The sequence below is a fragment of the Pseudaminobacter soli (ex Li et al. 2025) genome, assembly GCF_029892515.1.
Classification (GTDB): Bacteria; Pseudomonadota; Alphaproteobacteria; order Rhizobiales; family Rhizobiaceae; genus Pseudaminobacter; species Pseudaminobacter soli_A.
On the sequence record NZ_JARXVF010000006.1, the window covers coordinates 312,505 to 325,621 of the forward strand.

Annotated in this window: 12 protein-coding genes; 4 read left to right on the top strand and 8 right to left on the bottom strand. The window is 63.1% G+C overall.

Annotated features, from left to right (window positions below):
- Positions 1 to 80 precede the first annotated feature (80 nt).
- The 8 genes from M2281_RS22950 to M2281_RS22985 form a co-directional block, all read right to left on the bottom strand.
- The gene (locus tag M2281_RS22950) at positions 81 to 1,028 is read right to left on the bottom strand and encodes a carbohydrate kinase family protein (RefSeq protein ID WP_280823504.1); all 948 of its coding nucleotides are present in this window, start codon (positions 1,026 to 1,028) and stop codon (positions 81 to 83) included.
- On the bottom strand, positions 1,021 to 1,536 hold the full coding sequence (locus M2281_RS22955) for an ureidoglycolate lyase (RefSeq protein WP_280823505.1): 516 nt from the start codon (positions 1,534 to 1,536) through the stop codon (positions 1,021 to 1,023). The genes M2281_RS22950 and M2281_RS22955 overlap by 8 nt, the downstream gene beginning before the upstream one ends.
- 3 nt (positions 1,537 to 1,539) lie before the next feature.
- On the bottom strand, positions 1,540 to 2,310 hold the full coding sequence (locus tag M2281_RS22960) for a BtpA/SgcQ family protein (RefSeq protein ID WP_280823506.1): 771 nt from the start codon (positions 2,308 to 2,310) through the stop codon (positions 1,540 to 1,542).
- Positions 2,311 to 2,361: 51 nt separating this feature from the next.
- Complete coding sequence (locus tag M2281_RS22965; protein ID WP_280823507.1) at positions 2,362 to 3,123, bottom strand: GntR family transcriptional regulator; 762 nt, start codon at positions 3,121 to 3,123, stop codon at positions 2,362 to 2,364.
- Between the two features lie 24 nt (positions 3,124 to 3,147).
- On the bottom strand, positions 3,148 to 4,047 hold the full coding sequence (locus M2281_RS22970) for an ABC transporter substrate-binding protein (RefSeq protein ID WP_280823508.1): 900 nt from the start codon (positions 4,045 to 4,047) through the stop codon (positions 3,148 to 3,150).
- Between the two features lie 40 nt (positions 4,048 to 4,087).
- Complete coding sequence (locus tag M2281_RS22975) at positions 4,088 to 4,855, bottom strand: amino acid ABC transporter ATP-binding protein (protein ID WP_280823509.1); 768 nt, start codon at positions 4,853 to 4,855, stop codon at positions 4,088 to 4,090.
- On the bottom strand, positions 4,852 to 5,790 hold the full coding sequence (locus M2281_RS22980) for an amino acid ABC transporter permease (protein WP_280823510.1): 939 nt from the start codon (positions 5,788 to 5,790) through the stop codon (positions 4,852 to 4,854). Before M2281_RS22980 ends, M2281_RS22975 begins: the two co-directional genes overlap by 4 nt.
- 625 nt (positions 5,791 to 6,415) lie before the next feature.
- Positions 6,416 to 8,437 (bottom strand): CocE/NonD family hydrolase, encoded by a 2,022-nt coding sequence (locus tag M2281_RS22985; protein WP_280823511.1) that lies wholly within the window; start codon positions 8,435 to 8,437, stop codon positions 6,416 to 6,418.
- Positions 8,438 to 8,685: 248 nt separating this feature from the next.
- On the opposite strand from M2281_RS22985, the gene M2281_RS22990 reads away from it, so the two are divergent.
- From M2281_RS22990 to M2281_RS23005, 4 genes are all read left to right on the top strand, one after another.
- Positions 8,686 to 10,233: an ABC transporter substrate-binding protein gene (locus M2281_RS22990; RefSeq protein WP_280823512.1), complete on the top strand. Its 1,548-nt coding sequence runs from the start codon at positions 8,686 to 8,688 to the stop codon at positions 10,231 to 10,233.
- 87 nt (positions 10,234 to 10,320) lie between these two features.
- Complete coding sequence (locus M2281_RS22995; protein ID WP_280823513.1) at positions 10,321 to 11,319, top strand: ABC transporter permease; 999 nt, start codon at positions 10,321 to 10,323, stop codon at positions 11,317 to 11,319.
- The gene (locus tag M2281_RS23000) at positions 11,319 to 12,152 is read left to right on the top strand and encodes an ABC transporter permease (RefSeq protein ID WP_280823514.1); all 834 of its coding nucleotides are present in this window, start codon (positions 11,319 to 11,321) and stop codon (positions 12,150 to 12,152) included. Before M2281_RS22995 ends, M2281_RS23000 begins: the two co-directional genes overlap by 1 nt.
- Positions 12,149 to 13,117: an ABC transporter ATP-binding protein gene (locus M2281_RS23005; RefSeq protein ID WP_280823515.1), complete on the top strand. Its 969-nt coding sequence runs from the start codon at positions 12,149 to 12,151 to the stop codon at positions 13,115 to 13,117. Before M2281_RS23000 ends, M2281_RS23005 begins: the two co-directional genes overlap by 4 nt.

Below are 13,117 nucleotides of genomic sequence, written 5' to 3' on the forward strand. Positions count from 1 at the left end.
CGCGGGCAGGAGAGGGAGGTGTTGCGACCCAACGCATGGATGACGCAACACCAAGGCGCAAGTGGGAGCGTACGGAGTTGTCAGGCGCGGCGCGCTGCGGAATGCTCCGAACCAAACCGTTCGATCGTGTCGACCGTTGCGACGCCGCCTTGCGGACCTTCGATCGTGACCGCCCGCGACGCTGCCGCAACGGCGAATTCCAGGGCCGATGCAAGATCGGGGCTGCGGTCGATCGCGTAGACGAGGGCACCGCCGAACGTGTCGCCGGCTCCGGTCACGTCGACCACTGCCACCTCGTAACCAGCCACTTTGACAATGCCGCTGCCGTCATAGGCTTCTGCGCCGGCGGCGGCGAGAGTGCGGATGACGATGCGGACCTGATGCTCGCGCATCCAGTCATTTATCGCAGCAAGCTCGGTCGTACCGAAGGCGAGGCCAAAACCGATTTCGTTCATGATGACGATATCGGCGCCGCACAGATATTCGACGTCAGCCGGCACAAAGCCATCGACATCGAGGTCGAACACCAGCTTGCGGCCATGCGCGCGCAGATCCGCCAGAAGTTCTGCTCCAGCGAGACCGTCGCTGCGCAAGCGCTTGGAACGGGAAATGGTGGTGTAGAGATAGCCGGGCTTGCGCAACGCTTCCAGCGTGGATGCGGGGAGCTGCATGGGCGCATTGCCGGTCTCGCCGATTAGCACCACATGCTCGCCGCCGACGAGGAAGATCATGTTGTGCGAATTGGCCGTCCCGGCATCGTGCAGCATATGCGTGGTGGCAACGTCGAGCCGGTTGAGTTCGTCGCACAGCCGCCGCGACAGATCGCTGTGATTGAGCAGCGAGATGAACTCGGTGCGCCCGCCCAGCCCGGCATGCACGCTCGCGGCATTGGCAATCATGCCGCCGACATAGCTCTTGTTCTCGCGGATATCGGCCTTGTCGGCGAGGCCGGGCCAGCGCTCGGCCGTGTAGTAGTCGTCGAGCGCGACATCGCCGATGAAGAACGCAGTCTCCTGCAGGTCAGCCATGCGTCGGCTCCGGAGCGGTCACCAGCACAGGGCCGCCCTTCACGTCGACCCAGGGAGAGGCGCCAAGGCCGCAAGTCGCCATCCAGTAGTAGCGGGCCTCGCGCGCCACGCCGTGGCAGGCGTCGTGCCAGGTGCCCTTGTTGAGCACGACGACGGTGCCCGGCTCGATGACGAAGGCGCGGATGTTCTCGGCGCTCGGGTATTCTTCTTCTGTCGGTGCTGCCACCGCCAGAACGATCGGGTCAGCCGCGCAGAACAGCGCTTCCTCGGTCAGCAGGTGCCGCTCCATCTTGGCAGAGTTGAAAGGACAGGCGGTGCCCAGCGTGAAGCCGAGGCTGCCGTTTGAGCTGATGAGCGGGTTGGCGGTATAGGTGTCGGCCCAGCCCGGCCCCTCGGAATGGATGGTGCGGGTGGCCGCATCCGTCGAGGGTTGAGACGACTTCATGTCATAGACGCGACCGTAAGGCGAAAAGTCGCCTTCGAGCACATTGATAGCTTCGATCTGCATTGCTCAGGCTCCCACGCGCATTGCGCTTGGCGCGCTTTCGGCGCGCAGGCTCTTGACCACTTCCAGAAGCTCGGCGACGTGCGCGCCGTCAACGATGCCGGTGTCGGCATAGGTGTCCTTGAAGTAGCTGCCGACGATCGCGCCCTCGACTTCCAGAAGCTGCTCACGGGCATTGGCGGCGGTCAGGCCGGCGCCTATGAGAAGTGGAAAGTCGGTGCCGGTCGTGGCGCGGAAACGGCGCACCTTGTCGAGATCGGTCACCTGGCCAGTGGCGTCGCTGGTCACCACGATGGCGTCGCAGCGCGCCTTGCCGATGATCAGGTCCTCGGGTTCCGAGCGACCGGACTTGACCGGCTGGTACTTGAAGCGCACGCCACCAAGCAGGGCCGACGACACTCCGTTGCGCAGTTCGGCAAGCTCGTCCGCAAAGTCCTTGTCCTCCTCCGGCGGCAGGTGGCCGGCGACCGAATCCATCTGGATGAAGTCGACCCTGAACTGTTTCGCCAGTTCGAAGGCCAGATGGTGGTCGCGCAGCACGTTAAGGCCCACGAGCACGTCGGGATTGCGCGTCTCCAGCCATTCGAGCATGTTGCGGACGTCGTCCTTGTCGCCGAAATAGTTCTCAACGATCACTGCGTCGACACCGTTTGCGATCAGCGTCTCGGTCTCCTTGCGAGCGATTTCCAGCCGTTCCTCAGCGGACGTGCCCGTCAAATGCAGCATGCCCAGGATCGGCTTGGGAGTGACGAAGATCTCGCTGAAACGGTTATTCAAGTGACTGTCCTATCTGCTGGTACATGCCGGTGGGAGGGCCGGCGAAAAAAGCTAGTCGGAGGCTGGGTGTTGCGGCGCGCGCGGCTGCACGCCGTTCCACGAAGTGCCGACCTTCATTTCGAGTGTCGGCGAGTAAATTACAGAGGTGCGTTCCACGAGCTGATCGGTGCTGTCGTAGACATCGCCGCTCGCACAGATGAAGCCGGGCACCTCGGGAGAGGGGCCGAACACCTGCCGCGTGAGATCGGAATGCGGGGCAATGGAGAGCGTGAGCTCCGAGCGTGTGGGCACTACGCCATAGTGCTCGCGCATGACCTGGTAGAGCGACTGCTGTTCGAAATCGAATTTGTCCAACCCCTGAAACCGTCGCAGATCGAGCCAGGAGGTATCGAGGTTGAGGAAGGTCTGGGTTTCTTCGGTGGCCACGCCACGCGCACGTACCAGCTTCAGGATCTTTCCTTGCGGACCGTCTTCGATGGACCGCGACAGAAGCGAAGTAACTGGCCGCTGGCCGCGGGCGCGGGAAAAATCGGTGAAGCCACCGAAGTTCCAGATGCTGTGGTTGATGGGGGTATAGGTGACTATCGTGCCCTTGCCGCGGATCTGCTGGACAAGGCCTTCCTTGGCCAGCAGCGCCACGGCATTGCGGACCGTGCTGCGCGTAATGCCATGCACGTCCCGCAGCACCGTTTCCGATGGAATTGCTTCACCCTCCGCATACTCGCCGTCGAGGATACGCACGCGCAGCATCCTGTAGAGCTGCGCGTAGAGCGGTGTCGGCTCGTGCGGATTGAGAGCAAATTCGTTAGTCATCGAATGAAGTTCCCCCTTTTGGGATTACTTCCCTGCGTTGACAGTGAAGGAATCCACGGCTGCTTCCTTCAGGCCATAGCGGTCGAGGATTTCCTCATATGCGCCATCGGCCTTCATGGCTTCAAGCGTCGCCAGGACGGCTTCGCGCAGCTGGGTCGATTCCTTGGCGAAGCCGATGCCGTAGTTGCCCGGATCGTAGAGGTCGCCGAAGGTGTAGAATTTGTCGGGCTGCTGCTTCTGCAGGTCGAGCACGCCTTCGAAGCCCATCATTACCGCCTGCGCGCGATCCTGCTTGAGCTGCATGAGCTGTTCGCCCAGCGTGCCGATCTGCAGGAGGTTCATCTGCTTGGAGGCGTCGCAGGTCTGCTTGCTCAGTTCCTCCATGAAGCCGACCCAGCTCGTGCCGGTGGCGACCGAGACAGTCTTGCCGCACAGGTCTTGGACGGACTTGATGCTGTCCTGGTAAGCGACCGGCGCGAAGATCCGGTTACCGGTCTTGAAATAGTCGATGAAGTCGAGCTGTCCCTGGCGCTTGGTCAGATCTGAGAAGGCGGTCCAGATCATGTCCGAGCGGCCAGTGGTCACCGAGGTGATGAGCTGCGAGAAATCAACGTTCTGGAAATCGATCTTGAGACCGAGGCGATTAGCCACTTCCTTGGCAAGGTCGATGTCCGCACCCTTGAGGTCAGTGGAGCCGGCATCCGAATATTCCATCGGCGGATAGGCGAGGCTGATGGCGACTTTCATCGTGCCGGCATCGCGCACATTGGCCGGCAGCATTTCGCGCAGCTGCTCGTTGGACTTGCCGGACTCGGCTGCCGAAGCTGCCGAGAAGCTACCGGCAACGCCGATCGCAAGCGCCGTCGCCGCCGCCAGGCGGGCAAATGACAAGCCCGCGCGGCGGGACGTTTCGTTGGATTTCATGACATGCTCCTCTTTCATGTTCATTGAGCGTTGGTCAGCATTAGGCCAGCACGCGTGCCAGGAAGCTGCGCACACGGGCATCGGTCGGGTTCGCCAGCACTTCGGCAGGCGGCCCCATTTCGCGGATTTCCCCGTCGACCATGACGGCGACCCGGTCGGCCACCTCGCGGGCAAATCCGATTTCATGGGTGACGACGATCATGGTCGTGCCGGAGGCGGCCAGTTCGCGCATCACGTCCAACACCTCGCCCACCAGTTCGGGGTCGAGCGCGGAGGTCGGTTCGTCGAACAGCATCACCTTGGGATTCATGGCGAGCGCGCGGGCAATTGCCACACGCTGCTTCTGGCCGCCTGAAAGCTGTGCCGGATAGGCATCACGGCGTTCGGCAAGCCCAACCGAGGCCAGCAGCTTCTCGGCACGCGCGATTGCGGAGGCGCGCGGCTCCTTGCGGACGGTGACCGGTCCTTCGATGATGTTTTCCAGCGCTGTCATGTGCGGGAACAGGTTAAAGTGCTGGAACACCATCCCGATCTCGCGCTGCTGCCGACGCACCTTGCGGGCAGGAAGCTCCTTCAAAACGTCGTTGCGCATCTCGTAGCCGATGATCTGGCCGTCGATCCAGACGACGCCGTCATCGAGCGTTTCGAGATGGTTGAGGCAACGCAGCAGCGTGCTCTTGCCACTGCCGGAAGGGCCGAGGATGCACAGCACTTCGCCATTGTGCACCTCGAGATCCACGCCGCGCAAAACCTCGCGGCCGGCGAACTTCTTATGGATGTTGATTGCTTTGACGATAGTGGCGGTCATTGCGCCTTCTCCAGTGCGGGCGTGCCGGCGGAGCCAAGGCCGAAAGGCAGCTTGAAGTACGACCGCGAGCGGTTCTGGGAGGCGCCTTTGCCGTAGCGCTTTTCAATGAAGTACTGGACAATGCTGAGGACCGTGGTGGCCGCCAGATACCAGACGGCGCAGACGAACAGCAGCTCGATCACCGCGCCGTTGACGAAATAGACCTGCTGCGCGGCGTTCAGCATTTCGGTGCAGGAGATCGCGGCGGCAAGCGACGAGAACTTCAGCATGCCGATGGCCGAGTTGCCCAGGACGGGTACGATCAGCCGCATGGCCTGGGGCAGGATGATACGCCGCAGCGTCTGGAAGCGCGACATGCCGAGCGTGTTGGCGGCCTCGGTCTGGCCATGGTCGACCGAGTTGATACCGCCGCGCACGACTTCCGTCATATAGGCGCCTTCATTGATGCCCAGACCGAGCAGGGCGGCAACGAAAGGCGTGACGATGTCGACGGTCCGGCCTTCGAAGATGCCAGGGATGATGATGCGCGGGAAGACCAGCGCAATGTTGAACCATATGAGGAGCTGGAGCAGCACCGGCGTGCCGCGGAAGATCCAGACATAGAGCCAGGCGACGAAACGGGTCACCGGGTTGGCCGACAGGCGCATGATCGCAAAGATGGTGCCGAGGCTGATGCCGAGCATCATCGCCAGCGCGGAGATCAGCAAGGTGATGCCGAAACCGCGGATAATAACGCCGGCGGTCAGGAACTCGCCGACGACGTTCCACTGGATTTGTCCATGCGCGAAGGCCTGCACGAGCAATGCGAGCGCGGCCAGAACCACCGCGCCGGCGAGCCAGCGGCCGGGATGTTTTAGGCGGACGATTTTATAGCTTCGCTGCCGAAGAGCCTCCACTTCGACGCGGTGCGGACCTGAAGCCGCTTCTAAAGCCATCGGCGATGTCCCCCAAAGTTGTAGGGTTAGGTGTACAACTTTGATAGCGATGGAAGGTGGCCGAGTCAATTGGGGGAAAGACGCTTTTGGCGGCCAAGTCTCGGCTCGCCGAAACGCCAGGCTGTGCGACGCGGGCGAACTGCCGCTCGAATGACGGATTTGAGCGAGAACCGCGACACGTGGCACACGGCATGCTACTGGCCCGCCGCCACCTGCCCAGTGGACACAAGGGAAAGGCTCCCTCCTCAACAGTGATGGAGGCGGTGCCGGCGTAGAAATCTTGGACCGGCCTTCCATCCAAAGCAAAAAAAGCCCGCTCCAGCGAGCTGGAGCGGGTACACTTCCTTTGGCGAAGAGATAGCGAATGAGGACGCTACGGAAACCTATTTTAGCTAAGTCGCAACTATCGGTCAGGTCGGGCAAAACGGCTGGCAAAACGAGGACAAAGGAGCAGGAGCAGAGGCGTCTGCCTTACGCAAGCTGACGGACTTTTGACCCCAGGGAATAGGTGCATTGCCGGTGGGAAAATGATGCACTGGCCATGTCGAAAATACCTTCCCACTCATGCCGCAGCACCCTCAGACAGCCGAGGCGGACGCCCTGAAAGCCGGCTAAAATTCATGCTTCAGACAAGCAGACGGGGAATACTTCGTTTCCAGTTTCGACTTGCGATCCGCACGTCGCCTTCGAAAGCATCCATGGTGGCGGTGATCTCGAATGTCTGCGGCGTACAGCTCACTTGGGTATAGGTCTCGGTGCGCACGCGCCATTCTCCGCGCGAAAGCCGCCAGACCGCCTTCGCATCGGCGCTGGTGGCGGAAGGGTCGCCCTCGCGAATGCGGTAGTGCTCCTCGGCCTGTGCCTCGAAGGCGAGGTCGATCGCCGGCAAATGGTAGGAACTGCGCTCGCGATGCACAGTCACGACCGTCTCGTCGGTCATCGGGTCTTCCGCGATGGTGCGGTTGCGTCCGGCAAGCTTGGTGATGACATGCGGCTCGGCTTCGGCCTGTTCCGGCGCCGCGAAGGGGGGCAGGTCTTCATCGAGGGCGGTGGGCGTCCTGACCGGAAGCGCTAATGCGCTCTCGCCGGTCGATACCGTCAGCGTGGCGGGTTCCGGCGACGGCCAGGCGATCGGCCAATGCGAGGTCGCCAGCGCCAGCCGGATGCGATGGCCGGCGGGGAAGGCCTGCGCGATGTCGTTCAGCACGACTTTTACGCGATAGGTCTTGCCCGGCTCCAGAGGTTCGGGGTGCTCGTGGCTGTCGCGGTGCGTCAGGTTCATAACGCCGTAGGAGACATGCGTCGAGGAGCCGTCGGGCGCAACGCCCTCGAGGCGCGCGGCGATCATGGCCACCGGCTTGTCGGAGGAAAGGTCGAGCGTCACCACCGGCGCGCCGAATATCTCGATCCGTTCGGGCAGGGGTGCGGTGTCGAAGCAAACCGAACGCCCGTCGTCCGGCCGCTGATCCGAAGGAAGCTCGCCGACCAACCCATAGGGGCACCACTCTCCGAAGGTGACACCGGTCGACAGGCTGGAGGCGACGATGATCTTGGTGTCCGGCCGTTGCTCACGCGAAAGGCCGCTGCCGGAAAGATGCAGGATCGACGGCTTGCGGTCCTTGACCGGCCAGGCGCTTTCGGCCACCCAGCGGCCGGGCCGCTCGGGATAGGTGGTTGCCGGCCGCACGCTTTCCTGCATCCAGGCGCGCAGCATCGGCTCTTCCATGATGCCGGTCTCGATGCCCTTCAGCCAATGATCCCACCAGCGTAGCGCCTCCTGCAGGAAGCCGATGCGCGGGCCCGGATAGGCTGCGTGGGGGTAAGCATGCGCCCACGGGCCGATCAGTCCTTTCTTCGGGCCGGGCAGGCCAGCCAGCATGCGCGGAATGGCGTTGGAATAGCCGTCGGCCCAGCCGCCGACCGCATAGACGGCCGCCGTGATGGACGAATAATCCTCGCAGACGGAGCCTTGTTTCCAGTAGTCGTCGCGATGTTGGTGTTCGATCCAGGTCGCGGCCATCAGCGGGTTGTTTTCGAGGCGCTCCAGCCACATGTCGCGCCAGCGCACGCCCACCACCTCTGGGTCCGGCGGCTGGGCGCCGAAGGCGAACATTGTGGACGCCCAGGCGATGGAATTGTTGAGCAGGCAGCCACCCATGAAATGGCAGTCGTCGGCGTAGCGGTCGTCCGTCGAGCAGGCGGTGATGATGGCTTTGAGCGCGGGCGGCCGATGGCTCGCCACCTGCAACGAGTTGAAGCCGCCCCAGGAGATGCCCATCATGCCGACCGATCCCGAGCACCAGGGCTGGGCCGCCAGCCAGGCGATGACCTCGACGGCATCAAGCTGTTCCTGCGGCAGATATTCGTCCTCGAGCGACCCATCGGAATCGCCTGAGCCGCGCATGTCGACGCGCACCCCGGCATAGCCGTGGCCGGCGAAATAGGCGTGCATCTGCCGGTCGCGCAGTACGGTCCCGTCGCGGCGGCGATAGGGCAGGAACTCGAGGATCGCCGGCACCGGGTTTTCCCTGGCGTCTTCTGGCAGCCAGATCGTGGCGGCAAGGCGCGTGCCGTCGGACAGCGTGATCCATTCGGTCGTGATAGTTCTTACGCGACGCGGAAGTTCAGTGACCGTTCTGATATCCATGGCCGTCTCCCCGAAAGAACCGTGCGGACCATGCCGGATATGAGACGAAATACAAGCATGGCGGGCGCTGTCAGCGGCACTTAGGAAAGACCTTTCCCTATTGGGTCGCCTGCAGGAATTTCATGCCCCAACTGGACATGGCTCGCCTTTCGCTGTTTCTTGTTATGGAAGCGGCTCTTTTCTAGCTTGCCCTCGACGAAGCAATGACCAGTCCGGTGCGCCGGCAGAGCATTATGGAGAGGTGTCTGATGAGTTACGAGCTTACACGCCGGGGGTTCCTGGCAGGCGCTGCCGCAGCAGGCGTCACTGTCCTTGGCCAGCCCTGGGCAAATGTTGCCTACGCCACCGATGGCAAGATCGTCGTGCGGGTTGACGAGGACCTGCAGAACCTCGACCCGGCCAACCGCGCCGGTCCCATTGACGTCAATGTCATCCTTGCCGTCGGGCAGGGGCTGGTGAAGTTCAAGCCCGGCACGACCGAGTGGGAGAACGACGCTGCCGCCGAGATCAAGCAGGTCAGCGACACGCTGATCGAGTTCAGGCTGAAGGAAGGCCTGAAGTTTACGGGCGGCTATGGAGACCTCACCGCCGAGGACGTAAAATTCTCCTTCGAGCGCTTCAAGCCCGCAGCGGACGGCTCCAAGGTCACCTATGCCGACGACTGGGCAGCGCTGGATTCGGTCGAGGTGACCGGGCCGCTCACCGGAAAGATCCACCTCAAGGCGCCTTCGCCGGCAGTGTGGCTGATCGCGCTGGCCGACGGCTCGGGCGTCATCATCTCCAAGAAGGCCTTCGAGGCGCTGGGCGACAAGTTCAAGACCACTGCGATCGGCTCCGGCCCCTATATCCTAAAAGAGTGGGTGCCCCGCGACCACTTCACCCTCGTCGCCAACCCAGACTATATCGGCGAGAAGCCTGCGTTCAGCGAGATCGTGGGCAAGCCGATTACCGATGACAAGACCGCGCAACTTGCGTTGCAGGCCGGCGAGATCGATTTCTCCCGCATCGACCCGGCAGTCGCCAAGGACGTCGAGGCTAGCAAGGGGCTCAAGGTCGAGAAGCTCTCGGCGATCGACTATGTCTGGATCGGGCCCAACATCGAGAAGAAGCCTTTCGACGACGTGCGCGTGCGCCAGGCGATCCGCAAGGCCATTGACGTGCCTGCCATCATAGCCGCCGCCTATAACGGGGCGGTCGACCAGGCCTTTGCGCTCGAGGCACCGGGCCTGCTGGGCCATTGGCAGGATGCGCCACGCTACGAGCGCGACCTCGACGGCGCCAGGGCGCTGCTCGAAGAGGCAGGCCTCGGCGGTGGCTTTTCCACCAGGCTGACAGTACTCAACAAGGCAGTGACGCAAGCGACGGCTGCGGTGGTGCAAGCCAACCTCGCCGAGATCGGCATCGACGTGCAGATCGAAGCGCTCGATCCGGGTGCCTACTGGGCCTATGGCGAGAACGACGCCAGCAAGAATCTCGAACTCGTGCTGGTCGAGTATCGCGGAAAGTTCGATCCCGGCTTCCAGACGCAGTGGTTTACTTCCGACCAGATCGGCACCTGGAACTGGCAGCGCTGGAGCAACAAGGATTTCGATGCTCTGCACAGGCAGGGGCTGATCGAACCCGATCCGAAGAAGCGCGAGCAGATTTATATCGACGCTCAGAAGCTGATGGACGAGTCGGCCGCCTTCTGGTGGATCACGCACAACGCCTACACCTTTGCGTTCAAGGACGGGCTGCTGCCGGGCATCCTGCCCAACGGCAACCAGTGGCAGTACGCGTCGTTCAAGAAGGCTTGATCGACAGGCGACACGAGACAAAACTGACAAGCGCCCGGCGACGAGCCGGGCGCTTGTCATTGACGCGGGTTTCTGGGCGGGAGTGGCATGAACGGGTTTTGGAGCAAGGGCAGCCTTGCGCGCTATGGTGCGAGCCGGCTGGCGACCGCCGTGCTGGTTCTGGTCGGCAGCATCGCGCTCTTGTGCTCGCTGACCCTGATCGTGCCGGGCGACCCGGCGCGCATCCTCTTGGGGGCGCGGGCAACGCCTGAGCTGGTGGAGACTTTTCGCCAGCAGATGGGGCTCAACCTGCCCCTTTATGAACGCGTGTTTGTCTTCTTCAGGCACGCGCTTCAGGGCGACCTGGGCACCGACGTGATCAGCGGCCGCTCGGTGACCGACATGGTGATGGCGGCCTTGCCCAACACCATAGTGCTTGCCCTATCGGCCATCGGGCTTGCCGTTTTGCTCGGCATTCCGATTGGCTGCTACGCCGCGGTACGGCCGGGCAGCCTGCTCGACCAGGTGCTGGCGGTGTTCAGCGTGAGCCTGGTGGCAACGCCCAGCTATGTCGTGGCGATCCTGCTGCTCTACTTCTTTTCTGTGCGGCTCGGTTGGTTCCCGGTGCTCGGAGCTGGCGAGCCCGGCCATTTCCTCGACCAGTTGCACCATCTCATCCTGCCCATGGTTGCGCTTGCGGTAGGTTGGGTCGGCTACATAGCCCGGCTGGTTCGTTCCTCGCTGCTCGAGGTGCTGAGTGAACCTTTTATCCGCACCGCGCGCGCCTATGGGCAGCCCGAACGGCGCGTCGTCATGAAATATGCGCTGAAGCTCGCCTGCATTCCGACTGTCGCTATCCTTGGCGTGGGCATCGGCGAGCTGATGGGCGGGGCGGTGTTTGTGGAGGTCATCTTCAATCGGCCGGGCCTTGGCTCGTTGGTGTTCGATGCGATCCGCGTGCGCAACTATCCCGTGGTACAGGGCTGCATCCTGATCATCGTCGCGATCTTCGTCGTGACCAATCTCCTGGTCGATTTCGCCTATGCCTGGCTCGACCCGCGCGTGCGCGAAACCCTTGGGCGCGCGCGCAGCGGAGGCGGTGCCTGATGGATATCCTGCGCCGGATCTGGAGAAGCCCGAGCGGCCGCATCGGGCTCATTGCAACGCTTCTCGTCATCATCGGCGGGCTGGCTGCGCCACTGCTTGCCACGCACATGCCCAACCAGATCGACGTCGCCGCGCGGCTGTCGCCGCCTTCGGCCACGCATTGGCTGGGCACCGACCAGCTCGGCCGCGATCTCTTTTCGCGCGGGCTCTACGGAACGCGTGTCGCAGTCGGCGTCGCGCTCGCGGTCACAGCCATCGCGCTGCTGATCGGAATCCTGCTCGGCATTGCTGCAGCCTATGCCCCGGCGCCGATCGAGCGGATCATCCTGGCGGTCTTCGACATCATCAGCGCCTATCCGAGCCTGATCCTTGCACTCGCGCTGGTCGCTGTGCTGGGGCCCGGCCTGCAGAACATCATCATCCTCGTCACCATCGTCTTCGTGCCGAGGTTCGGCCGCATTGCGCGGGCGCAAACGCTGACCATCAAGGAGCAGCCGTTCCTCGAAGCCGAGCGCGCGCTCGGCGCTTCGGGCGGCCGCATCATGCTCTTCCACGTGCTGCCCAATATCGTCGGCCCCATCGTGGTGCTGGCCAGCATGAACATTCCGGTCGTCATCACGCTTGAGGCGGGCCTGAGCTTCCTCGGCGTCGGCATCCGCCCGCCCTTGGCAAGCTGGGGTTCGATGCTGTTCGACGGCTTCACCTATATTGGCCAGTCGGTCTGGCCGGTGCTGGTCGCAGGCGGAATGCTCACGCTGGCAACGCTCGGTTTCACTTTATTCGGCGAGGCCCTGCGCGATGCCATCGACCCGAAACTGAGGCGGGAACCATGACCCGAGAATCCCTCGTCGATATCAACAACCTGTCGATCGACTTCGCGACGGGCAGGGGCGCGGTGCATGCATTGCGCGACGTGAACCTTTCGGTCGGGCGCCGGCGCATTGTCGGGCTCGTTGGTGAAAGCGGCAGCGGCAAGTCCACGCTCGCGCTGGCCCTGCTGGGCCTGTTACCCGAGAACACCTCAAAGGTGACCGGCAGTATCGAACTGGATGGCAAGGACCTTCTGGGGCTCAAGCCCGAGCAACTGGAACATCTGCGCGGCCGGCGCATCGCCATGATCTTCCAGGACCCGATGACCGCGCTGAACCCGGTGTTCACCGTCGGCACACAGTTGGTCGACGCTCAGCGCAACCGCCATCCCGACCTCGGCCGCAAGGAATTGCTCAAGCGCGCCGCGGCGATGCTGACGCGCGTCGGCATTTCGGATCCCGGCGCCCGACTTGCCGCCTATCCGCACCAGCTCTCGGGCGGCATGCGCCAGCGTGTGATGATTGCTATGGCACTTCTATGCGAGCCGGACGTGCTGATTGCCGACGAGCCGACCACCGCGCTCGACGTGACCATCGAGGCCCAGATCGTCGACCTCATCAAGGACATCCAGGCCGAGTTCAGTGGCTCGATCATCTTCGTCTCGCACAGCCTCGGCCTCATCTCGGAACTCTGCGACGAGGTGGCGGTGATGTATGCCGGCAAGGTGGTGGAGAGTGGGCCAACACGCAGCCTGTTCGCGCGCCCGAGCCACCCCTACACGCAAGCTCTGCTGGCCTGCGAGATCGACCCCGACAGCGAGCCGGGCGAACGGCTGGTGACGATCAAGGGCGCGCTTCCCGATCTAGTCGACGTGCCTTCGGGCTGCATATTCGCCGACCGCTGCCCGGCACGCTTTGAAAAATGTTCGCAGGAACCGGCGCTGCGCGAAGTTGCGGCGGGCCACAATGCCGCGTGCTGGCTGGTGTGA

Coding starts and splice junctions, on each gene's coding strand:
- M2281_RS23005 (WP_280823515.1), top strand. CDS start 12,149: ATGACCCGAGAATCCCTCGTCGATATCAACAACCTGTCGATCGACTTC.
- M2281_RS22985 (WP_280823511.1), bottom strand. CDS start 8,437: ATGGATATCAGAACGGTCACTGAACTTCCGCGTCGCGTAAGAACTATC.
- M2281_RS22970 (WP_280823508.1), bottom strand. CDS start 4,047: ATGAAATCCAACGAAACGTCCCGCCGCGCGGGCTTGTCATTTGCCCGC.
- M2281_RS23000 (WP_280823514.1), top strand. CDS start 11,319: ATGGATATCCTGCGCCGGATCTGGAGAAGCCCGAGCGGCCGCATCGGG.
- M2281_RS22975 (WP_280823509.1), bottom strand. CDS start 4,855: ATGACCGCCACTATCGTCAAAGCAATCAACATCCATAAGAAGTTCGCC.
- M2281_RS22965 (WP_280823507.1), bottom strand. CDS start 3,123: ATGACTAACGAATTTGCTCTCAATCCGCACGAGCCGACACCGCTCTAC.
- M2281_RS22995 (WP_280823513.1), top strand. CDS start 10,321: ATGAACGGGTTTTGGAGCAAGGGCAGCCTTGCGCGCTATGGTGCGAGC.
- M2281_RS22980 (WP_280823510.1), bottom strand. CDS start 5,790: ATGGCTTTAGAAGCGGCTTCAGGTCCGCACCGCGTCGAAGTGGAGGCT.
- M2281_RS22955 (WP_280823505.1), bottom strand. CDS start 1,536: ATGCAGATCGAAGCTATCAATGTGCTCGAAGGCGACTTTTCGCCTTAC.
- M2281_RS22950 (WP_280823504.1), bottom strand. CDS start 1,028: ATGGCTGACCTGCAGGAGACTGCGTTCTTCATCGGCGATGTCGCGCTC.
- M2281_RS22990 (WP_280823512.1), top strand. CDS start 8,686: ATGAGTTACGAGCTTACACGCCGGGGGTTCCTGGCAGGCGCTGCCGCA.